Genomic DNA, 21,160 nt, shown 5'->3' on the forward strand with positions numbered 1-21,160 from the left:
CCAGGCGCTAGATTTGCATCCATGACTGAAGCCACCACCGCTGCCGGACGCGGCACCATCCTTGTGATCAACGGCCCCAACCTCAATCTGTTGGGCACCCGTGAGCCGGAGAAGTACGGTACCTCCACCCTCGCGGACGTGGAGCAGCTGGCCGCCACCACGGCGCAGTCCCACGGTTTCACCGTGGAATGCGTCCAGTCCAACCATGAGGGTGTGCTCCTGGACGTCATCCACGCTGCCCGTGGCACCGCCGTCGGGATTGTGCTAAACGCCGGCGCCTTCACCCACACTTCCGTGGCCCTGCGCGACGCCCTGGCGGCAGTGCAGCTGCCCGCAGTCGAGGTCCACATCACCAACGTGCACCAGCGTGAGGAATTCAGGCACCACTCGTTCCTGTCCCCGGTCTGCGCCGCGGTGATCGTGGGCGCCGGGGTCTTCGGCTACAAGCTGGCCATCGACTACCTCGCCGAAACGCTGTAGCCCGGCGCCGGCTGGCGCAGGCCGCCATGGCTACTTCTGGATGCACTGCCCGGAGGAGACGGGAGCGCTGAGGCTTGCGGCCTGGGACGCGACCGGGAACAGGTCATCCATGGTGATGGCGAATCCCATTTCGGTGTCCGAGGTTGCCTTGGCGAAAATGACGCCGGCCACCAGTCCCTCCATGGTCAGCAGCGGCCCGCCCGAGTTACCGGGCTGGACGTCACCGGCCAGCCGGTAGATCTCCTCGGGGGCCGGGTTTTCGCCGTAGATATCGGGAACCAGAACTGACGTAATGTCCTGAACCGTGGCGGGTTTGGACTTGAACGGACCGCCGTGCGGATACCCCGCGAAGGCGGCCGGGCTGCCGTTCGGAAGGTCCGACGTCAATGTGAGCGGCTTCGAAGGCAACCCGTCCACGGCCAGGACGGCGAGGTCGTGCCGGGTGTCGAAGTACACCACCCGCCCGGGCATCGCACCGCCGTCGGGAATTTCAACCACCGGCTGCGACACGCCCGCCACAACATGGGCGTTGGTCACAACCCGGCCCGGGGAAACCACAAAACCGGTGCCGGTCTGGTTCTGGCCGCATTGGTAGGCGGTTCCGGCAATTTTCAGGACTGACCGCGCGGCCAGGTTCAGCGCCGGCGTATCGGTACTGGCATTGGGCGCCGCTACTGGCTGCCCCTGGTCCAGGCCTTCAAGCAGCGTGGGAATTCCGTTGCCGATTACCGTGGACCGCAGCTGCGCCATGGTGGTCTTCAACGGAACAGGCGTCAGCCCGTCGATGTACCGGATGACTTTGGACTCGGCCAGTTGCTGCGACACTAACGGAACGCCCAGGGCGCTGACGCTGAAGGCGAGCATGGACATCACCAGGGCCGAAACCACCACGTTGACGGCCCCGCCCACCAGCCGGTCCACCGCACGCAGCGGCTTGATCCGCACGGCGCCGCGGATTGTGCGCCCGATCATGGTCCCGAGGCCATGGCCCAGAGCCATGAGTACAACGGCGGCGGCCACGATGGCGGTCAGCCTCCAGCCGGAGTCATCCACGAAGCCGCTGACCAGTGGAACGGCAAAGAATGCGGCCACCGCGCCGGCGGCGAAGCCTGCGATACCGCCGAGCGTGACCAGGAAGCCGTTGCGCAGGCCATAGATCAGGTAAGACAGCAGGGCCAGGATCAGCGCCAGGTCCAGAACGGTCAAACCAAACACTGACGCTCCTCTAATACGGTTGAGCTCCAATTCTAGTGGCGCAAGCTGACATTGTTCTGTGGGCGCCAGTCCCCCGCCCCTGCGGGCCGGGTTCGCCCCACGTTCGGACGTAAAAATCACACCCGCGGCGGGGCCGGACACCGGATCGTGCCCGCATTAGTCACTGTCAGCGGCGTTTCCGCTGCCAAGTACGTCACAGAACCTTGAAAATTCTGAAACAATGGCAAAAGCGCCACAGCCGACACTTTTTATTCAGGAGATTTCATGGACATCGAGGTACTGCGCCGAGCACCCCTATTTGCCACGCTCGACGACGAAGCATTCCGCCTGCTGACGGACGAGCTGACCGAGGTGGACCTCTCCCGCGGTGCATCGGTATTCCGCGAGGGCGACCAGGGCGACCAGCTCTACTTCATCGTCTCCGGCAAGGTGAAGCTGGGCCGCACGTCCCCCGATGGCAGGGAGTCCCTGCTCGCCATCCTGGGCCCGGGCGAATTGTTCGGCGAAATGGCACTCTTTGACCCCAGCCCGCGCACGGCCACGGCAACGGCAGTCTCCGAAACCCGCCTGGCGGGCCTGAAGAACGAAAGCCTCAACGCCCTGCTGCGGACGCGCCCCGAGGTTTCGGCGCAGCTGCTGCAGGCTCTGGCCCGCCGCCTGCGCCGCACCAACGATTCGCTCTCGGATCTGGTGTTCTCCGACGTCCCCGGCCGCGTGGCCAAGGCCCTGCTGGATCTGGCCGATCGCTTCGGCCGCCCGGCAACGGACGGCGTCCTGGTAGCCCACGAGCTCACACAGGAAGAACTGGCCCAGCTGGTCGGCGCTTCCCGCGAGACTGTCAACAAGGCCCTGGCAGAGTTCGTCCAGCGTGGCTGGCTCCGCCTTGAAGCCCGCGCCGTAGTGATCCTGGACATGCAGCGCCTGCGCCAGCGCTCCCGCTAAGTCCCAGTTGCGTCCGGCCCGCTGCCAACGCTCTCTCACGTCCTGCACCTTTTCGCCCGACGCTCTCTCACTTTCCTAAGGAAAGTGAGAGAGCGTCGCCGAGAAACCGGTGATAAGTGAGAGAGCGTTCGAGCTGGGCGGCGGTCTCTACCTGCCGCACGCCGAGCTACCGCTCGCGCTGCGGGTCTCCGGCTACGGTTTTGGCGGCCTCGACTTCGAGCATCAGCGTGCCCTCTTCGTCGACGAGCCGCGCCTGATACACATGGGGTTTGCGCTTGTAGCTAAGGTAGGCGATGCAGCCGTTCGCGGCGGCCATCTTCTCGAGCATGATCTCCGAGCCCGGCACCAGGAGCTGGCCCAGCGTGAGGCCCACGGTGTTCTCCTGGCCCACTTCATCGCCCAAGGCGGTGGTGCTGCGCGGGGCGATGGCCTGGGTGGCGCACACCCAGCGGCCCCAGACGCCTTTGCTCTGCAGCAGGCTGGGCTGCTGGTTCATGGGGACTGTGGCGGCGAAATAGCGGGTGTCGAAGCGGCGGTGCGCGAAGTCGGGGCTGCGCCAGTTGACGAGCGGCTTCAGGAGGTCGGTCCGCAGCGAGAGTCCCCGCTTGGCGAGCAGCTCCGTGAAGGTCTTTTCCTGGTCGGCGACCGCCACGCGTGCACGCATCCAGTCGTGGGTTGACGTGCCTTCAACCGTGGTGGACATGTCCGGCCCGGCGAGGAGCACGCCGGTTTCCTCAAACAGTTCGCGGATGGCGCCCACCACGTGGCGGCGCGCCAGCCCGACGTCGTCCGTCCCCATCTGCTCGGCCCAATGCTGGGGCGAGGGGCCCAGCCAGCCGACGGCGTCGTCATCGGACGCTTCCAGGGAACCTCCGGGGAAGGCGAGGACGCCCAACGGCGAGGAGCCGGGCCGGTAACCCAGCCACGTCTCCAGGCCGGTGGGCGAGTCCCGCAGCAGCACCACGGACGATGCGTAGCGGGCGGCACGCGGGGTCCGCTCGCCGTGTTCGAGCCAGCTTTGGGCAGCCCCTTCAAGATCCGGAGGAAGGGCAAACAAGCGTCGGGCGAGCTGAGGCAATTGAGTGAACCGGGTCCTTAGCTGAATTCAGCGATCAGTTCGACCTCTACGGGAGAGTCGAGCGGAAGGACCGACACGCCGACGGCGGAGCGGGCGTGCTTGCCTGCGTCACCAAAGACCTGGCCGAGGAGCTCGGACGCACCGTTGATGACGCCAGGCTGTCCCGTGAAGGCCGGATCGGAGGACACGAAGCCCACCACCTTGACGATGCGGGTGATGCGGTCCAGATCGCCGATGACGCTCTTGATGGCCGCCAGCGCGTTGATGGCGCAGACAGCGGCGTAGGCCTTGGCGTCCTCAGGGGACACGGTGGGCTCGTCCGAGTAGCCTTCAGTGCCGGTGGAGACCTTGCCTGTTGCTTCGAGTTTGCCACTAATAAACGGCAGCTGGCCGGAGGTGTAAACATGGCTGCCGGTGATGACGGCCGGGACGTAGGCGGCTACGGGCGCGGCCACCTCGGGGAGGGTCAGTCCCAGCTCGGCGAGGCGCTGCTCGACGGCGGAAACCGGGGCTGATTCAGACGCGTTTTCCGGCGTGGATACAGGGCCGGACGTGGTCTCTGCGGGGGTGCTCATGGCTACTGCTTCTCCCTCTTGAGGTAGGCAACCAGGCCATTGCCGTCCGGGCCGGTGATTACCTGGACGAGCTCCCAGCCGTCCTCTCCCCACTGATCCAGGATCTGCTTGGTGGCGTGAATAATGAGCGGAATCGTGGCGTACTCCCATTTGGTCATGAGAGAAAGACTAGTCGTTGCCGGTAAAGTGGAAAACATGGTGACTCGTAAGAACCCCATTTTCGACACGGCCACTACCCTCGGAAAGATCTTTGGCTTCCTTGGTGTGAGCGCTATTTGTGGTGTCCTGGTGGCGGGCCTGCTTGTCCCGGCGGCCGCTGTTTCCGGCAGCGCGGCAAGCGGCTCCATCGAGTTCTTCGATACCCTCCCGGCAGAGCTGCAGGTGGACCCGCCCAGCCAGTCCACCCGGATCCTCGCCGCGGACGGCAGCCTGATCGCGAACCTGTATGAGGAAAACCGGACCAAGGTTGCCCTCGACCAGATCTCGCCTTTTATGAAAAATGCCATCATCGCTGTCGAGGACAGCCGCTTCTACGAGCATGGCGGCGTGGACACCACCGGCATTCTCCGCGCCGTGGTCAGCACAGCCCGTGGCAACAAGCAGGGTGCCTCCACCATCACCCAGCAGTATGTGAACAACGTGCTCAACGCCAACCTCGCCGCCGAGGGAAACACCGCGGACATCAAGCTCAACGGTGTTAACAAGGGCGTCGGAGACAAGCTTCGCGAAATGAAGCTCGCGATCGCCTTGGAGAAGGAATTCTCCAAGGAGCAGATCCTGGAGGGTTACCTCAACATTGTCTTCTTCAACCGTGACGCCTACGGCATCGAGGCCGCGTCCAAATTCTTCTTCAGCACCACGGCCAAGGATCTGACCCTCCCGCAGGCAGCACTCCTTGCAGGCCTTGTGAACAGCCCGTCGGCCTTCGACCCGATCACCAACCCGGAGAACGCCAAGGAGCGTCGCGACCTGGTGCTGGGCCTGATGCTCAACCAGGAAAAGATCACCCAGGCCGACCACGACGCCGCCGTGGCCACACCGGTTGAGCCGAAGGTCACGCCGTCGCGCCAGGGCTGCGCCTACGCCACCACGGCGCCCTATTTCTGCGACTATGTGCTTCACCTGCTGCTGAACAACCCGGCCTACGGTGCGGACGTCAAAGAGCGCGAACAAAAGATCTTCCGCGGCGGCCTGACCATCACCACCACGCTGGACGTCAACGCGCAAAACGTTGCCCAAGCTGAGTCAGACGCGGCCGCCGGCGCCAACCCGGACAACTGGGGCGCGTCCATAGTCTCTGTGCAGCCCAACACCGGCAAGATCCTGAACATGGCGCAGAACACCTCGTTCCTGCCAACTGAGGGCAAGTTCAACCAGACGCAGAACTTCAACGTGGACAAGCTGGACAAGGACGGCAACGACCTCAACGGCCTGGGCGGATTCCAGCCCGGTTCCACCATGAAGCCCTTCACGTTCGCTGAATGGCTGAACGAGGGCAAGTCCATGAACACCAACGTCAACGCCGCCACCCGCACGTACCCGCAGAACTTCCCCTGGAAGAACACCTGCCCGGAACCCACAGTGGGCTGGTACGACGCCAGGATTCCCGGCAGCTTTGACCTGCAGAACTCCGACGACGGCTACTACCGGAACATGACCGTCCTGTACGGCCTGCAGAACTCGATCAACACGGCCACCTTCGCCTCGGCGGCGCAGGTTGACCTCTGCGGCATCCAGAAGATCGTGGATGCGGTCGGAATCCACGGTGGCCTGCCGGTGGGTGACAACTTCAATCCGCCGGTCAAGATGACGACTTTGGCCAACCTGATCGGCTCAACGCAGACGGCCCCGCTGACGATGGCCTCCGCGTTTGCCACATTCGCCAACGACGGCAAGTACTGCGAGCCTATCGCCATCACCTCTGTCTCGGACCAGACTGGCGCGCAGCTCCCGGCCCAGGCCACGAGCTGCCGCGATGCCGTCAAACCGGAGGTCGCCCGGGGCGTGGCATATGCCATGCAGAAGGTCCTTGATGAGGGTTCAGGATCGCTCATCAAGCCGCGGCTCTCCACCAAAACCAACTTCCCGGTGGCTGCCAAGACCGGCACCAATGACACCAACGGCTCCACCTGGGTGGTCGGTTACACCACCGGTGTGGCCACCGCGGCGTGGTTCGGTGACCCGCTGGGTGACCAGCTCCGGCCCGGCCGGAACCTGACGGTCAACGGAGAGTTCTACAAGGCGATCGACGGTTACATGATCGCCGGGCCCATGTTCTCCAAGTACATGGCCCAGGTCGCTCCGGCGTACGGCACCAATGCGTTCACGGCGCCGCCCACCAACATGGTGAACGGAACGCCTGCCCGGACCACTCCGTCAACGCAGGCCACCGCGCCTGCTACGGCCCCGGCCACGGAGCCGTCTGCCCCGCCGACACCGAATCCCGCACCTAGCAATACCGAGAAGAAGAACTAGACTCCCATGGCAGTCAGCCCAGCATTGGCCAGCCGCGTCCGGAACATCGGACGCGGCTTTGCCGTCACCGCCGGCACGGGCGCTGCGGCGGGTCTCGCAGCCTTCGGATACGGGCTGTGGGAGAAGAACCAGTTCGTCCTGCGCGAGGAGACGCTGCCCATCCTGCCCGCAGGCCACGAGCCCTTCCGCGTCCTGCACCTGAGTGACATCCACTTCGTGCCGGGCCAGGACACCAAGGCACGCTGGCTTGAGTCGCTGGCGTCGCTGGAACCGGACCTGGTGGTCAACACCGGGGACAACCTCAGCCATGTCAAAGCCGTGGAGCCCCTGCTCAAGGCCCTGCGCCCGCTCCTGGAATTTCCCGGCGTTTTCGTCCCCGGGTCCAACGACTACTTCGGTCCGAGCTTCAAAAACCCCGCGTCCTACCTGCTGGGCCCATCCAAAGCCAAGCCCAAACCCATCGAACTGGATTGGCCGCGGCTGCGGTCCGGCTTCGGCATGGGCGGCTGGGTGGATCTCACCAACAGGCACCAATCGGTGGTGTTGAAGCGGATCCGGTTCGACTTTTCCGGTGTGGACGATCCGCACCTTGGCCGGGAACGCTACGCGGGCTGGCCCCGCGGCACCCGGGATCAGGACCAGAACGCGCACCTCCGGGTTGCGGTCATCCATGCCCCCTACCAGCGGGTCCTGGACCACTTCACGCAGGACGGCGCTGACCTGCTGCTGGCGGGCCACACCCATGGCGGGCAGCTCTGCATCCCCGGCTACGGCGCCCTGGTAGCCAACTGCGACCTCCCCACGTGGCGGGCAAAGGGACTCAACAACTGGGAAAGCAACGGACGCACGACGCCGGTCAACGTCTCCGGCGGCATCGGCACCTCCCGGTTCGCTCCCATCCGCATCGCCTGCAAACCCGAGGCTGTCCTGCTGACGCTGACCTCCCCCGAATAAGTACATGTGAACCAGCTCACGCCATGGCATAGGGTAGTTGCTAAGGGAAACTACATTCGATTTAGAGCTTGAGAAGCGGGCATGGCCAAGCAGACCTCATTTTTCAGATCCATCAGCCGCCTTTATCCTCACGTGAGGCCGATCATCCCCCGGCTGGTGTTGGGGCTCCTCTGCGCGCTCCTGGCCAGCCTTGTGGCGTTGACCATCCCGCAGGTGCTGCGGGTCCTCGTGAACGAGTCCCTTACCCCCGGCGGCGCGTCGGACGCCGTCTGGACTGCCGCCGTCGTCATCCTTGTCCTGGGCATCGCGGAAGCGGGACTCGTGGCCCTCCGCCGGCAGTTTGTGATTAACCCGGCCACCACCGTTGAAACCCGGATGCGGGTCTCGATGTACGGGCACCTGCAGGACCTGACCGTGTCCTTCCACGACCGCTGGGGCTCCGGCCAACTGCTGTCGCGCGCCATGACGGACCTGAACTTCCTGCGCCGCTGGATGGCGTTCGGTGCCATCATGCTGGTGGTCACCACGCTCACGGTGGTCATCGGCATTGTGGTCATGTTCTCCATGAGCTGGCAGCTGGCCCTGATCTTCCTGGCCGCGGCGGTGCCAATCATGGCCTACGGTTTCCGGTTCCGGACCCGCTTCAGCAAGGTGGCGCGCCGGAGCCAGGACCAGGCCGGCGACCTCGCCACCACGGTGGAGGAATCCGTCCACGGCATCCGTGTCCTGAAGGCCTTCGGCCGCAGCCGCGAGGCCCTGGAGAACTTCAACGAGCAGGCCCAGGAACTCCGCCAGACCGAGATCGTGAAGGCGAAGCACCAGGCGACGTTCACCCTGGTAGTCACCCTGCTGCCGGAACTCGCGCTCGGCTCCGGGCTGGTGGTGGGCGTGATGCTCTGCGCCAGTGGCCAGCTGAGCATCGGCGCGCTGGTGGCGTTCTTCGCCACCGCCGCCGTCATCGCGGCTCCCGTTGAATTCTCCGGCATGCTGCTGGCCATGGCACTCACCGCCAAATCCGCCGTCGACCGCCACTTCGAGGTCATGGATTCGGTCAACACCATCACCAGTCCCCCGGAGCCGCGCACCCCCTCGCTGCTGTTGGGCGCACTCAGCTTCAACAATGCCACGTTCGCGTTCGAGGACGCACCGGACAAACCGATCCTCACGAACATCAACCTGGACGTCCGGCCGGGCGAAACCATGGCACTGGTGGGCATCACGGGCAGCGGCAAGAGCGCTCTGATCCAGCTGGTCCCGCGCCTCTACGACGTTACCGACGGCTCCATCACCATTGACCGCGTGGACCTGCGCAAGTTCGACGTCGATGACCTCCGGCGCGTGGTGGGCGTCGCGTTCGAGGACACCACGCTGTTCTCCAATTCGGTCCGCGACAATGTGCTCCTCGGGGCACCGGACCGCAGCGAGGAAGCCCTGGACGAAGCCCTGGATGTGGCGCAGGCCCACTTCGCATACTCGCTGCCGGAGGGCGTGGACACACTCATCGGCGAGGAGGGCCTGAGCCTCTCCGGCGGGCAGCGGCAGCGGATTGCCCTGGCGCGGGCCATCGCGGCGCGGCCCCGGGTCCTGGTGCTGGACGACCCCCTGTCCGCCCTGGACGTGCACACCGAGGAGCTTGTGGAAACCCGGCTCCGCGCGGTCCTGAAGGACACCACCACGCTGATCGTCGCGCACCGCCCGTCCACCGTGGCGCTGGCGGACCGGGTGGCGCTGCTCGAGGACGGCCGGATTGCCGCCGTCGGAACCCACACGGAACTGCTGGCGCACAACCCCCATTACCGCTACGTCATCGCCAGCCTGGACCAGGAACCCCGGGACCTGGACTCGGAACTGTCCGAGCTTGAGGACGAGACAAAGGACAGCATCCTTTGAGCAACGCAACCTTCGGCACCGCCAATGAGGACAACACGCACCTCAGCAAGGCGGACAGCAAAACAGTACGACGGCGGTCGCTCGCCCTTTTGGCCACACTGATCCGTCCGGTGCGGCTCAGGTTCTGGCTGACCATCGCCACAGTGGTCCTGTCCCAGGCCGCGCGCGTGGCCGGGCCGGCCCTGATCGCTTTCGGCATCGACCACGCGCTCCCGGCACTGCAGGCAGGCAACAACCTCCCACTGGTGTTCACCGGCGTCGCCTATCTGCTCGCGGCTATCGCGACGGCGGGACTCACCGCCCTCTACGTCACCTCCACTGCGCGGCTCAGCCAGGCCATGCTGCTGGACCTGCGGGTCCGGGTCTTCCGGCACACCCAGCGCCTGAGCCTGGAGTTCCACGAAAAGTACACGTCCGGCCGGATCATCGCCCGTCAGACCTCGGACCTGGAGGCGCTGCGGGAACTCCTCGATTCCGGTGTCAGCTCCCTCGCCTCGGGCCTGCTGTTTATGGTCTTCACGGCGGTTACGGTATTTGCCCTGGACTGGCGCAGTGGGCTGATTGTGCTGGCGGCGGGCGTCCCCATGTACTTCCTGTCGCGCTGGTACCAGAAGCACTCCCAGATCGTGTTTCGCGAGTCCCGGGTGGTCTCCGCCCGGCTGATTGTGCACTTTGTGGAAACCATGACCGGGATCCGCGCGGTGAAGGCCTTCCGCAAGGAGACCGAGAACGCCCGGAAGTACGGCCAGCTGTCCGAGGACTACCGGCTGGTTACCGTGCGCTCCATCAACCTCAACGGCATATTCCAGCCCGGCCTGGTGCTGATCGGCAACGTCTGCGTGGCCGTGGTGCTGTTGTTCGGCGGGTTCCGTGTCCTTGGCGGGGACCTCGCCGTGGGCGTGCTGCTGGCGCTGATGCTTTCCACCAAGCGCTTTTTCCAGCCGGTGGACCAGATGGCCATGTTCTACAACTCGTTCCAGAGTGCCCAGGCGGCCTTGGAGAAGGTCTCCGGCCTGCTGGAAGAGGTTCCCACGGTCCGGCCGCCCAAGAACCCCGTGGCGCTCCGCGATGCCCGTGGCACCATCGACTTCATGGGTGTGGAGTTCGGCTACGGCGACGGCCCGGTCATCATTCCCACCATGGACCTGCACATCCCCGCCGGCCAGACGGTGGCCCTGGTGGGGCAGACCGGTGCTGGAAAATCCACGCTGGCCAAGCTGATCGCCCGATTCTACGACGTCTCCTCCGGTTCCCTGACCCTGGACGGCGTGGACCTGCGCAGCCTGACCACCACGGACCTGCGCCGGAACATCGTGATGGTCACCCAGGAGGCGTTCCTGTTCAGCGGCTCCGTGGCGGACAACATTGCCCTGGGCCGGCCGGAGGCAACCCGGGCGGAAATCGAGGACGCTGCCCGGGCCGTGGGCGCCCATGATTTCATTACCGAGCTCCCCGAAGGCTATGACACGGATGTCAACAAGCGCGGCGGCCGGGTGTCCTCCGGCCAACGGCAGCTGATCAGCTTCGCCCGGGCGTTCCTTGCCCGGCCGGCGGTGCTGATCCTGGACGAGGCCACCTCGTCCCTGGACATCCCCTCCGAGCGGCTCGTCCAGCGCGGCCTGGCTCGCCTCCTGCGGGCGACGTCCGACGCCGGCACTTCCGCAGGTGCGCCGGGCTCAGCTGCTGCGGGTGGCTCAGTGGGTGCCGGCTCAGCCGCAGCCGGGTCTGCTGCTGCCGGCGGCGGCCGGACAGCACTGATCATCGCGCACCGCCTCTCCACCGTTGAAACAGCCGACCGCGTCCTGGTGGTCCACGACGGCCGCGTGGTCGAGGACGGGACTCCTGCAGAACTCATTGGCGGCGGCGGACGCTTCGCAGACCTCCACGGCGCCTGGAAGGACTCCCTGGTCTGATCCGCGCTGTCGGGCTTTTCCAGCGTCGGGATCTCCCAGCGGCCGCCGATTTCGCATCCGGGCCTGGCGTCGGCTATCCTTGTAAAGTTGCTTTTGCAGCGGATCGGGATGTGGCGCAGCTTGGTAGCGCGCGTCGTTCGGGACGACGAGGTCGCAGGTTCAAATCCTGTCATCCCGACCAATTGAAAGAGGGTCTCCCCCAGGGGAGGCCCTCTTTTGCATCTCCCGGCTGTCACGTACCGGACAGCGAGCGGTCAAGTGCCAGGACAAAGAAATAGCCCCGAGGCATGATGACCATGCCCCGGGGCCGCGCCTCCTGAGAGGATTTCTTACATCGGATCGGGCCAGTTGCCAACGGCTACAGATACGCCAGTGGTATCGGCGATGGAACCTGCCGACAGGACAGCCGGGGCCGCCGCAGAAAATGCCAAGGCCGCAGCGAGTACGCCAGCGGCCGCAATCTTCTTCAACATATAAGTTCCTCAATACGAGTCGGATTCGTTACAAATTCAGCACAGTCCTTGTTGACATACATTGTAAAATGTTTTCCACAGGGACTGTCAAGCATTGCGTACAAAGTCTGTCCAGAATTAGGAGGAAAACCCGTGGGCAACGGATTCGGGGAGAAGCTCCGCGCGGAGCGTCTCGAACGTGGGCTGACACAGGCTGAACTGGGCAAGGACCTGTATTCCCCCAGTTATATCTCCCTCCTCGAAACCGGCCGCCGTGAGCCGACGGCCGAAGTGATCGAAGAACTCGCCCGCAGGCTGGAGCTTGCGCCCAAGGCGCTGGAAGCCTGGAGCCAGCCCATCACCGTCAGCGACGCCGAGTACGTCCTGGCCGGCCTCTACGCGCGCCAGGCCTGGGATCTCAGGGACTACCCGTTGGCTGCCACCCACGCAGCCAACGCAGCCCAGATAGCCCTGGAGGGCAGGAATACCAGCGCGTGGTGGAACATGACCTACATGCAGGCCGAATGCCTGATCAAACAGGGCAACTGGCAGGAATGCCAAAAGATCATGCAGCACCTCCTGGAGCACCCGATGGCCACCGAGTCTGCCGGCCTGGCCGTCCGTGCCCGCCAGATGCTCGCCGCTATCTGCCAGGGACAGGGCCAGCTGAGCACCGCCGTGGAGCATGCACTGGCGGCCGTCCAACTTTGTGGCCAACTGCCCAACGGTGCCACCCTGATCATCGGCGCCTACCGTGCGCTGATCGGTGCACTGGCGGAAAGCGGCCGCCTGGACGAGGCCTGGAAGTACTGCCAGGCCATGAATGACGAGATGGACGAGCACTCAATGTCCCAGCTCGCCGGCGAGGTTGCCTGGGTGATCGGCAACGTGGCCTTTATGCGGCACGATTATCCAGAGGGCATCAAGTACCACGAGCGCGCCGCCCGGATGCTGTCGCCCGCCAATGACATCGATCTCTGGGCCCGTTTCAACAAGGCTTCTGCCGCCGTCCGGCTGTCCTCCGGAATCGTTGAACCGGAAACACTTTCCAGCATCGAGCGCGCCGAGCTGGCCCTGTCCATTGTGGGCGGCAACAAGAGCGACCAGCTCGAAGTTGCGTTCATCCGCGCCCGCTGGCTGTATCTCACCGGTGACATCGTGGCTGCTATCAACAAACTCCGGGAAATACACGAGGAATCCGGTGCGCTGGCCAAGCACACGGCCGGGGAAGTTTCACTCCTGCTGGGCAAGTCGCTAAAGGCTGCCGGCGAGTCCGACGAAGCACTGGTCTACCTCGAAGAGGCACAGAAGGCCTTCAGTGCCGCGGGAGCCTCGGACCGAGTCCAGCAGTCACTGGACGCGGTCCTCGAAATCAGGCTCGCCCAGCAGAGAGCCGCAGCAGCGGCGAAAGCCGTCAAAGCAAGCTAGGACGGGCCCGGCGCGAGACCGGGCCCGGTAAAAGTGTTCTAGGAGAACGTCCTGCCCGTGATCTTTTCGTAGGCCTCGATGTAGCGGCTGCGCGTGCGGGCCACAACGTCTGCCGGCAGGGCGGGCGGTGCCGCGTCGGAGTTCTTGTCCCAGCCTGATTCGGCCGACGTCAGCCAGTCGCGCACATACTGCTTGTCGTACGAGGGCTGCGCCTTCCCCGGCTCATAAGTGGCTGCATCCCAGAAACGCGAGGAATCCGGTGTCAGGACCTCGTCACCCAGGGTGATGGTCCCGGACACGGCGTCGTAGCCGAACTCCACCTTGGTATCGGCCAGGATGATGCCGCGTTCGCGGGCGATCTTCTCGGCGCCGGTGTAGATCTTCAGGGTCAGCTCGCTGAGGCGTGCGGCGATGTCATCCCCCACCATGGCCACAACATCGTTGTAGGAGATGTTCTCGTCGTGCTCGCCCACCTCGGCCTTCGCGGACGGTGTGAAGATGGCCTGTTCCAGTCGGGATCCGTCCACCAGGCCCGGCGGCAGCGGAATCTCGCAGACCGTCCCCTTGGCCTTATACTCCAGCAGTCCGGTGCCGGTGAGGTAGCCGCGGGCGATGCATTCCACCGGGAACATGTCCAGCTTCCGGCAGATCATCGCGCGGCCTTCCACGGCCGCCGGGACGCCGTCTTCCACCGTGGATGCCAGCACATGGTGGACCACGTCAAGCTGGTCGAACCACCACAGGCTCAACTGCGTGAGGATGCGGCCCTTGTCCGGGATTTCGCTGGCCAGCACGTGGTCGTAGGCGCTGATGCGGTCGCTTGCCACCACCAGGACACAGTCCTGGCCCACCTGCTGGCGGATGGCTTCGTCCGCCGGTTCGTAGAGGTCGCGGACCTTGCCGGAGTAAACGTGCGTCCAGCCCGGCAGGTCCAAGGTTTCGGTGCTGAAGCCGCGCGGCTTCTGTGCTTCCTGGGCGGAGTTCTCAGTCATGTTTATACCTTCGACTTCGTGACGGGGAGCGCTCCGGTGGCGTTGGACGCAACCTTTATCTCGCCGCGTGCAGCCTTGCGGCCGATGTCCGTCCGGAACTGGGAGCCTTCCAGCTGAACCAGCTCCACGCCGTCGTACGCCCGTTCCCGGGCCTCCACCAGGTCGCTGCCGAGGGCAACAACGGCGAGCACCCGGCCGCCGGCCGAGATCACCTTGCCGTCGTCGTCGAGCGCGGTGCCCGCGTGGATCACGTGCACGCCGTCGAGCTCATCCACTTTCTTGAGTCCGCGGATACGGTCACCGGTGCGCGGGGAGTCCGGGTAGTTTTCGGACGCGACGACGACGGCGACGGCCGTCTCCTTGGACCAGCGCAGCTCCTCTGCCTTGTCCAGTCCGCCCTTGGCGGCTGCCAGCAGCAGCGCACCGAGGGGGGTTTTGAGCCGGGCCAGCACGGCCTGCGTCTCGGGGTCGCCGAAACGGACGTTGAATTCAATGACGCGGGTGCCGCGCGTGGTTAGCGCGAGGCCAACAAACAGCACACCCACGAACGGCGTGCCGCGGTTCGCCATCTCATTGACCGTGGGCTGGGCCACCCGGTCGATGACCTCCTGGACCAGTCCGGCGGGGGCCCATTCCAGCGGGGTGTATGCGCCCATGCCGCCGGTATTGGGGCCTTCATCGTTGTCGAAGATGCGCTTGAAGTCCTGGGCCGGGGACAGGGCGACTGTGTTGCGGCCGTCGCACAGGACAAAGACAGAGACCTCGGGGCCGTCGAGAAATTCCTCGATCACCACGGTGCCGGCGGCATCGAAGCACGTCTGCGCATGGGCCAAGGCTTCGTCGCGGTTGTTGGTTACCACGACGCCCTTGCCGGCTGCGAGGCCGTCGTCCTTGACCACGTAGGGTGCGCCGAAGGTGTCCAGGGCCGCGGCCGCTTCCCCGGAGTTGGTGGCCACCATCGCCATGGCTGTGGGCACTCCGGCTTCGGCCATGACCTCCTTGGCGAATGCCTTGGAGGCTTCCAGCTGGGCCGCGGCCTTGCTGGGTCCAAAGACCGGAATGCCGGCGTCGCGGACGGCGTCGGATACCCCAGCCGCCAGCGGTGCCTCGGGGCCAACCACCACGAGGTCCACGCCTAGCTTGGTGGCAAGCGCCGCTACGGCGTCGGGATCATTCCCGTCAATGTTGTGGGTGGGGACCAGCTTGCTGATGCCGGCGTTGCCGGGAGCTGCATGGACCTCGGAAACGTTGGGGTCAGCGAGCAGGGAGCGGACAATGGCGTGTTCGCGGCCTCCAGGGCCAATAACGAGTACCTTCACAGTCCCCAAGGGTACTTTGTGCACCCTGCCCTTTCCTAAGGGGGTGTTCCTAAGCTGTGTCCCCGCCCGGCCATCCGCGCGGCCCGGCGCAACGAATGCAAGGCATGAAGAAACTTCTGAAGTGGCTCAAGGGTCCCGCCGCACTGGCTGCGCTGGCAGGAGTAGCGGCTGCCGCCGTAGTACTTTCCGTTGCGGAGCTGATCGGAGCGTTCTTTACGGCCCGGGCAACCCCGGTGATCGCGCTGGGGTCCACTTTCATCGACTTCACACCGCCATGGATGAAGGACTTTGCCATTGCCACGTTCGGCACGAACGACAAGGCCGCGCTGTTCGTGGGGATGGGCCTGACCATATTCCTGTTGGCCTGCGTGCTGGGCGTTGTGGCCTACCGCAAGTGGGCGCTGGGTGTTGCCGGTGTGCTGCTGATGGGCGCGGTGATCGTGGTCAGCGTGGTGACGCGGGCCAGCGTGAAGCCGCTGGATGCCATCCCCACAGTGCTGGGCACGGTTGCCGGACTGATAGTGCTGCGGTTGCTGATCGCCCCCCTCTGGCGCCTGAAGTCCTGGCCTGAGGCACCTGCCGACACAGGCGCCGAGGAGCCTGACCGTCCTGCCACCAGCCGCCGCCGCTTCTTCGCCGCCGCCGGGATCACTGTGGTCGGCGCCGGCATCGCGGCCACAGGCGGACGCCTGCTCAGTGCCGCCCGCAGCAACATCTCCAAGGCCCGCGAGGCCCTGCAGCTGCCCACACCGGCAAAAGCCGCCGCGGCTGTGCCCGCCGGAGTCCAGTCCCCCGCTGCCGGCGTCACACCCTGGGTCACACCCAACGGGGACTTCTACCGGATCGATACCGCCCTCAGTGTCCCCGAAATCAACGCCGATGATTGGGAGCTCCGCGTGCATGGGCTGGTGGAGCAAGAGGTCCGCCTCACGTTCCAGGACCTGCTCGACGCCGACCTCATCGAATCGCATGTGACCCTCACGTGTGTGTCCAATCCCGTGGGCGGAAACCTCGCCGGGAACGCGCGCTGGCTAGGCCTTCCGATTCGCGAGGTCCTCAAACGGGCACGGCCCAAGGACGGCGCGGACATGGTGCTGTCGACGTCAATCGATGGCTTCAGCGCGTCCACGCCGCTGGAGGTCCTGCAGGATGACCGCGACGCCATGTTGGCGATCGGCATGAACGGCGAGCCGCTGCCGCTGGAGCACGGCTATCCGGTGCGTATGGTGGTGCCGGGGCTGTACGGCTTTGTCTCCGCCACGAAGTGGGTGGTGGACCTGGAAGTGACGCGTTTCGCGGACAGCAAGGCCTACTGGACCCAGCGCGGCTGGTCCGAGCGAGGCCCCATCAAGACCATGGCCCGGGTGGAAGTCCCGAAGTCCTTCGCCAAGGTGCCAGCCGGCCGCTTGGCGATCGGCGGCACGGCCTGGGCGCAGACCCGCGGCATCACCAAGGTGGAAGTCCAGATCGACAACAACCCCTGGGCCGAGGCCATCCTGTCCACCGAGGCGTCCCTCATCACGTGGCGCCAGTGGTCCTTCGACTGGGAAGCCACACCCGGACCGCACTACATCAAGGTCCGCGCCACCGACGGAACGGGCGAGGTCCAGACCGATCAGCGCGCCGATCCGGTACCAGACGGCGCCTCCGGCTGGCAGTCCGTCATGGTCACCGTGGAGTAGCCCGGCATTCGACGATTCCGCCCCTAGACTGGCAATATGCCGCACAACCCGCATGCCACGTTCACCGTGGACTCCGCCGTCGAACTCGCTGTTGTTGAACGAAGCGGTTTTGTGGAGTCCCGGCACATCGGCTCCGCCGTCGTGCTGTCCGCCGACGGGTCCGTCGTCACCGAACTCGGCGACATACTGACTCCCCTGTACGCACGGTCCGCGCTCAAACCACTGCAGGCCCTGGCATCCATGCAGTCCGGAGTCCCGTTGCGCGGCGCGCAGGTGGCGCTGGCCTGCGGCAGCCACGTGGGCTCCCTGGACCATATGGATGTGGTGGAGGGCATGCTCAAGGCCGCCGGCGTCCGGGAGGACCAACTCCAGTGCCCCGCCGCCTGGCCCCAGGACGAGACAGCCCGCAACTGGCTGGTGCGTTCCGAGCGGGGTAAGTCCAGGCTCGCCTTCAACTGCTCCGGAAAACACGCCGCCTTCCTGTGGGCCTGCACGGAAAACGGCTGGGACACCCACAGCTACCTCGAGCCGAACCATCCCCTGCAGCAACGCGTCCGCAGCGTGATCGAGGAATACAGCGGCGAGCGCATCGCCCACCTGGGCATTGACGGGTGCGGCGCCCCCGTTGCCGCTATTTCGCTGACCGGACTGGCCCGCGCATTCTCGATGCTGGCCAAGGCCCCGGGCGACAAGAACTCCAACGCCCGCGCCGCCACCATCGCCACGTCCATGCTCGACTACCCGTGGGCCGTCCAGGGCCGCGGCCAGGCCAACACCATCGTGATGGACGAACTCGGCATCATCGCCAAGATCGGCGCAGAGGGAGTCCTGGCCATGGCCACACCCCAGGGAGTGTCCGTGGCCATCAAGATGCTCGACGGGAACCTGCGCGCCACGTCGCTGGTGGGCCTGACCCTCCTCGCCGCGGTTGGCGCCGTGGATATCCCCGGAGTCTCCAGCGTTCTGGAGAAAGTGGTGGATCCGGTGATGGGCGGCGGCCACCCGGTGGGCAAGATCCGGCTGGGTCCGGCCGTCTCCGCGCTCTTGGACTGACATGGCCGTAGCACGCCGTCGGATCGGCATTGAAGAAGGCACTGCGGCACTGGCCGCGTGGCAGGAAGCCGCCGCGTCGCCGTCGGACGTTCCACTCCCCCGCAACGTCACGGCCACGGCCGTGCGGTACACGCTGGAGGAGGTGACCGCGCGGGCCCCAGGGAATTCGGTGGAGGTGCGGGTGCCGCCGTTCGGAGTCACCCAGTGCGTCGAGGGGCCTAGGCACACCCGCGGAACCCCGCCCAACGTGATCGAGTGCGACGCCGCTACCTGGCTGGGCATGGTGACCGGCCGGTTGAGCTGGACGGACGCTGTCGCGGCCAGCAGGGTGTCCGCCTCCGGTCTGCGCGCGGACCTCTCAGCGCTGCTGCCCCTTTAGCCCTCAAGTTTTTGTCCACTTATTTGCCGGTCCAGCCGATTTTGAGCGGGTTATCTGCCCAAAAACTCTCAACGCAGCCAGCCCTGTTTGCGGAGCGCCTGCTTCACTCGGGATACCACCCAACCCGCGCCGTGGGACATGTCAATTCTGTTGATCTTCACCTGCCGCCACCCGGAGTCGGCCACCCGCTGGTCGCGGTAGGCATCCAATGCCTGCTGTTCTGGCTTCAAATGGTGCATGCCCTCGTACTCGATGCACGTCCTGAACCGGGCGCAGCCTAGATCCGTCCACACTGGCCGGCCAAGGATGTCGTCAACGGGGAAGTTCGGCAGGAACTCCGGCAGCCCGGCGTCGTCCAGCATCAGGCGGAGCACAGTTTCCGGGGGCGAATCGACGCCGACGCGCAGGTATTCGAGCGCAATCCTGGCCTTGCGTACACCATGGACGCCGTTGGCATTGGCTACGAATACCCGGAGCTCGGGCAGGGGAAACATAGCCACCTTTGGCGCCCTAAACGTCCTGGTGTGCTCGCTGACGATCGCATCGCCGGCCACAATGAGGTCCTCCAGAGGCAGGACCGACCCCAGGTCCACCCAGGTCCTCGCGGGTGAGGTCAACAACAGTCCGTCGACGCTGATGAGGTCCCCGTCGCGGATCCGGAGCCGGTGCCCGGCAACGCCCCTCCGCCGAGGCAGCGTCCCAGCGTTACGGCGCGAAAGGTGAAGGAAGCGGCCGGGCTCCCGAAAATGAGGACCGCTTTTCTTACCCCAAGGAACAGGTTCGACGACGGCGGTCACCGGACCGCCGTCGTCGGGCCTGAACTGGGCCCAAAGCGGGAGGGGAACGCCGAGGACCTCCGCTGCCGTCAGCAGGCTTGCGAAGGTGTCCCCATCCAACTGGGTGTGGGACCTTGCCAGTGCATGGAGACTGTGCGCACCGGATTTAGGAACGCGGATCCCGCGGCTTGGCAGGTGCAGGTCGTCTCCGAGCAGGCGGTTCGCGGGAATGCCAGCCAAGACGGCCTCGGTCAGGGTAAACGGCCTCGCGCCGATCTCTCCCGGTAGGGGCCGCCGTCTGCTCATAGTCCCATTGAGACACCGATGGTGCAGCAGTATTGAGTTATCCACAGGGCAACCTCCCCACCTCGGAGTTTTTGTCCAGATAATCGGCCGCAAGGGTCAGATTTGGGGATTATCTGAACAAAAACTCGGGCGGCGGGTCAGTCAGTCCGACAGCGTCAGCAGCCTGCCAAGGGCGCTTGCCTGCAGGTTGTCCAGGATGTCCCGGGGCCCGGCATAGACCTCGGCCGCACCGGCCGCCCGCAACTCAGCGGCGCTGGTCCCCCCGCAGGTGACGCCGATGGCGGGGATACCCAACGCTGCGGCGGCCTGCATGTCCCAGACCGCGTCACCTACGTAGACGGCGTCTGCCGCAGCCACACCAACAGCTTCCAGTGCTGCCACCAGGATGTCCGGCGCCGGCTTGCTTGCCTTCGCATCGTCGGCGCTGGTGGCGGCATGGATGAACGAGTCCGCACCGAGGGTCCTGCGGTTGGCCGCCAGATCCTGCGTTCGGGCCGATGATGCCAGGGCGACGGCGAGTCCCCCGGCGTGGCACTGGGCCAGCAACTCCTTGGCGCCGTCCAATGGACGCAGCGACGGCCAGCTCTGTGCGAACACCGCCGCATGGCTGGCCAGGATGTCGTCATCTGCCTCCCGGTCCCGGCCAGCAGGAAGGAGGGTGTCTACCAGTCGCGCTCCGCCCATCCCTACACAGCGGTGAATGGCGGCCATGGGGACATCATGCTGGTGCTGGCGGAAGGCCTGCCACCACGCAAGCGTGTGGATATACGCAGAGTCCACCAAGGTCCCGTCCACGTCAAAAAGGACACCCCGCTCTCTGCCGCGGACCAGGGCATGGCTCTGGGTGATCATCACCCAGCCACAGCGCGAGCGGCCCCGGACAGCTTCCTGCCGCGGGCAGCGCTATCCTTCGACGCCGACGCGGCGCCAGTCCGGACCCGGATGACTGCTCCGGCACCGTTGCCGCTGCGGTCCCTGATCAGGCCGGTGCCGGCAATCTCGCGGGCCATCCCAATGCCGGCCACCGCGGCATTCTTGGTGGGAAAGGTCACGGAGATTGCCATCAGGTTCCCGGAACCGTCCAGCATCCGTACCCTGTAGCCGCCGTCGGGCGCATCCACCAGCTCAAAATGTCCGGCCATTACAACCACCCCTCGTTCAGTCACGGCGCTGTGCCTTTTGGGAGCGTTCCGCGATTCTAGTAAGTATACTTACCTTCCTTCCGGAGGTGAAGACCGGGCCGGGCGTCAA

General features: G+C 65.4%; 20 protein-coding genes and 1 tRNA gene. 11 read left to right on the forward strand and 10 right to left on the reverse strand.

All coding sequences use genetic code 11. The features are described 5' to 3' along the window. The first annotated feature begins 21 nt into the window (after window positions 1-21). Window positions 22-480, forward strand: a complete 459-nt coding sequence (gene aroQ / locus FYJ92_RS15930) for a type II 3-dehydroquinate dehydratase (protein WP_185261564.1) — start codon at window positions 22-24, stop codon at window positions 478-480. Between the two features lie 30 nt (window positions 481-510). Here the strand turns inward: aroQ and FYJ92_RS15935 are convergent, their stop codons facing one another. Continuing rightward, window positions 511-1,695 carry a MarP family serine protease gene (locus FYJ92_RS15935; RefSeq protein ID WP_185261565.1) on the reverse strand — a complete coding sequence of 395 codons (1,185 nt, stop codon included), beginning with the start codon at window positions 1,693-1,695 and terminating at the stop codon, window positions 511-513. 264 nt (window positions 1,696-1,959) lie between these two features. Between FYJ92_RS15935 and FYJ92_RS15940 the strand changes: the two genes are divergently transcribed. Then, entirely contained in the window at window positions 1,960-2,637 is a 678-nt protein-coding gene (locus FYJ92_RS15940; RefSeq protein WP_011693220.1) for a Crp/Fnr family transcriptional regulator, read from the forward strand. A 166-nt stretch (window positions 2,638-2,803) separates the two neighbouring features. Here FYJ92_RS15940 and FYJ92_RS15945 read toward each other — a convergent pair whose 3' ends face one another. Genes FYJ92_RS15945 through FYJ92_RS15955 form a run of 3 tightly spaced genes read right to left on the reverse strand, consistent with a single transcriptional unit; the run spans window position 2,804 to window position 4,448 of the window. Further along, window positions 2,804-3,715, reverse strand: a complete 912-nt coding sequence (locus FYJ92_RS15945; RefSeq protein WP_185261566.1) for an NUDIX hydrolase — start codon at window positions 3,713-3,715, stop codon at window positions 2,804-2,806. Window positions 3,716-3,732: 17 nt separating this feature from the next. After that, on the reverse strand, window positions 3,733-4,290 hold the full coding sequence (locus FYJ92_RS15950) for a RidA family protein (RefSeq protein ID WP_185261567.1): 558 nt from the start codon (window positions 4,288-4,290) through the stop codon (window positions 3,733-3,735). Between the two features lie 2 nt (window positions 4,291-4,292). Beyond that, window positions 4,293-4,448 (reverse strand): DUF4177 domain-containing protein, encoded by a 156-nt coding sequence (locus tag FYJ92_RS15955; RefSeq protein WP_099093395.1) that lies wholly within the window; start codon window positions 4,446-4,448, stop codon window positions 4,293-4,295. A gap of 37 nt (window positions 4,449-4,485) precedes the next feature. Here FYJ92_RS15955 and FYJ92_RS15960 point away from each other — a divergent pair, with 37 nt between their 5' ends. The 5 genes from FYJ92_RS15960 to FYJ92_RS15980 all read left to right on the forward strand — a co-directional run bounded on the left by FYJ92_RS15960 (window position 4,486) and on the right by FYJ92_RS15980 (window position 11,703). Then, window positions 4,486-6,765, forward strand: coding sequence for a transglycosylase domain-containing protein (locus tag FYJ92_RS15960; RefSeq protein ID WP_185261568.1), 2,280 nt, complete (start codon window positions 4,486-4,488; stop codon window positions 6,763-6,765). Window positions 6,766-6,771: 6 nt separating this feature from the next. After that, the gene (locus tag FYJ92_RS15965; RefSeq protein ID WP_185261569.1) at window positions 6,772-7,719 is read left to right on the forward strand and encodes a metallophosphoesterase; all 948 of its coding nucleotides are present in this window, start codon (window positions 6,772-6,774) and stop codon (window positions 7,717-7,719) included. An 81-nt stretch (window positions 7,720-7,800) separates the two neighbouring features. Further along, window positions 7,801-9,609, forward strand: coding sequence for an ABC transporter ATP-binding protein (locus FYJ92_RS15970; protein ID WP_185261570.1), 1,809 nt, complete (start codon window positions 7,801-7,803; stop codon window positions 9,607-9,609). Then, a complete protein-coding gene (locus FYJ92_RS15975) occupies window positions 9,606-11,522 on the forward strand; it encodes an ABC transporter ATP-binding protein (RefSeq protein ID WP_185261571.1) in 1,917 nt (638 codons plus the stop codon). Before FYJ92_RS15970 ends, FYJ92_RS15975 begins: the two co-directional genes overlap by 4 nt. A 104-nt stretch (window positions 11,523-11,626) precedes the next feature. Next, window positions 11,627-11,703 (forward strand) — tRNA-Pro (locus tag FYJ92_RS15980). Window positions 11,704-11,851: 148 nt separating this feature from the next. Here the strand turns inward: FYJ92_RS15980 and FYJ92_RS15985 are convergent. Beyond that, window positions 11,852-11,995, reverse strand: coding sequence for a hypothetical protein (locus tag FYJ92_RS15985; RefSeq protein WP_185263882.1), 144 nt, complete (start codon window positions 11,993-11,995; stop codon window positions 11,852-11,854). A gap of 132 nt (window positions 11,996-12,127) precedes the next feature. Here FYJ92_RS15985 and FYJ92_RS15990 point away from each other — a divergent pair, with 132 nt between their 5' ends. Then, entirely contained in the window at window positions 12,128-13,402 is a 1,275-nt protein-coding gene (locus FYJ92_RS15990; protein ID WP_185261572.1) for a helix-turn-helix transcriptional regulator, read from the forward strand. A 38-nt stretch (window positions 13,403-13,440) separates the two neighbouring features. On the opposite strand, the gene FYJ92_RS15995 is transcribed toward FYJ92_RS15990, so the two are convergent. After that, window positions 13,441-14,394 carry a phosphoribosylaminoimidazolesuccinocarboxamide synthase gene (locus tag FYJ92_RS15995; RefSeq protein WP_185261573.1) on the reverse strand — a complete coding sequence of 318 codons (954 nt, stop codon included), beginning with the start codon at window positions 14,392-14,394 and terminating at the stop codon, window positions 13,441-13,443. Between the two features lie 2 nt (window positions 14,395-14,396). After that, on the reverse strand, window positions 14,397-15,713 hold the full coding sequence (gene purD, locus FYJ92_RS16000) for a phosphoribosylamine--glycine ligase (protein ID WP_185261574.1): 1,317 nt from the start codon (window positions 15,711-15,713) through the stop codon (window positions 14,397-14,399). Window positions 15,714-15,817: 104 nt separating this feature from the next. Here purD and FYJ92_RS16005 point away from each other — a divergent pair, with 104 nt between their 5' ends. From FYJ92_RS16005 to FYJ92_RS16015, 3 genes are read left to right on the forward strand one after another with little or no spacing between them, the layout of a single operon-like run. Further along, a complete protein-coding gene (locus tag FYJ92_RS16005; RefSeq protein ID WP_185261575.1) occupies window positions 15,818-17,395 on the forward strand; it encodes a molybdopterin-dependent oxidoreductase in 1,578 nt (525 codons plus the stop codon). Window positions 17,396-17,431: 36 nt separating this feature from the next. Next, complete coding sequence (locus FYJ92_RS16010; RefSeq protein ID WP_185261576.1) at window positions 17,432-18,448, forward strand: asparaginase; 1,017 nt, start codon at window positions 17,432-17,434, stop codon at window positions 18,446-18,448. A gap of 1 nt (window position 18,449) precedes the next feature. After that, window positions 18,450-18,827 (forward strand): sterol carrier family protein, encoded by a 378-nt coding sequence (locus tag FYJ92_RS16015; RefSeq protein ID WP_185261577.1) that lies wholly within the window; start codon window positions 18,450-18,452, stop codon window positions 18,825-18,827. Between the two features lie 68 nt (window positions 18,828-18,895). Here FYJ92_RS16015 and FYJ92_RS19175 read toward each other — a convergent pair whose 3' ends face one another. The 3 genes from FYJ92_RS19175 to FYJ92_RS16030 form a co-directional block, all read right to left on the reverse strand. Next, the gene (locus FYJ92_RS19175) at window positions 18,896-19,909 is read right to left on the reverse strand and encodes a hypothetical protein (RefSeq protein WP_255482160.1); all 1,014 of its coding nucleotides are present in this window, start codon (window positions 19,907-19,909) and stop codon (window positions 18,896-18,898) included. Between the two features lie 141 nt (window positions 19,910-20,050). Beyond that, complete coding sequence (locus tag FYJ92_RS16025; RefSeq protein ID WP_185261578.1) at window positions 20,051-20,761, reverse strand: HAD family hydrolase; 711 nt, start codon at window positions 20,759-20,761, stop codon at window positions 20,051-20,053. Then, on the reverse strand, window positions 20,761-21,051 hold the full coding sequence (locus FYJ92_RS16030; protein ID WP_185263841.1) for a hypothetical protein: 291 nt from the start codon (window positions 21,049-21,051) through the stop codon (window positions 20,761-20,763). Before FYJ92_RS16030 ends, FYJ92_RS16025 begins: the two co-directional genes overlap by 1 nt. Window positions 21,052-21,160: the final 109 nt, after the last annotated feature.

This window comes from Pseudarthrobacter sp. NBSH8 (assembly GCF_014217545.1).
Taxonomy (GTDB): Bacteria; Actinomycetota; Actinomycetes; order Actinomycetales; family Micrococcaceae; genus Arthrobacter.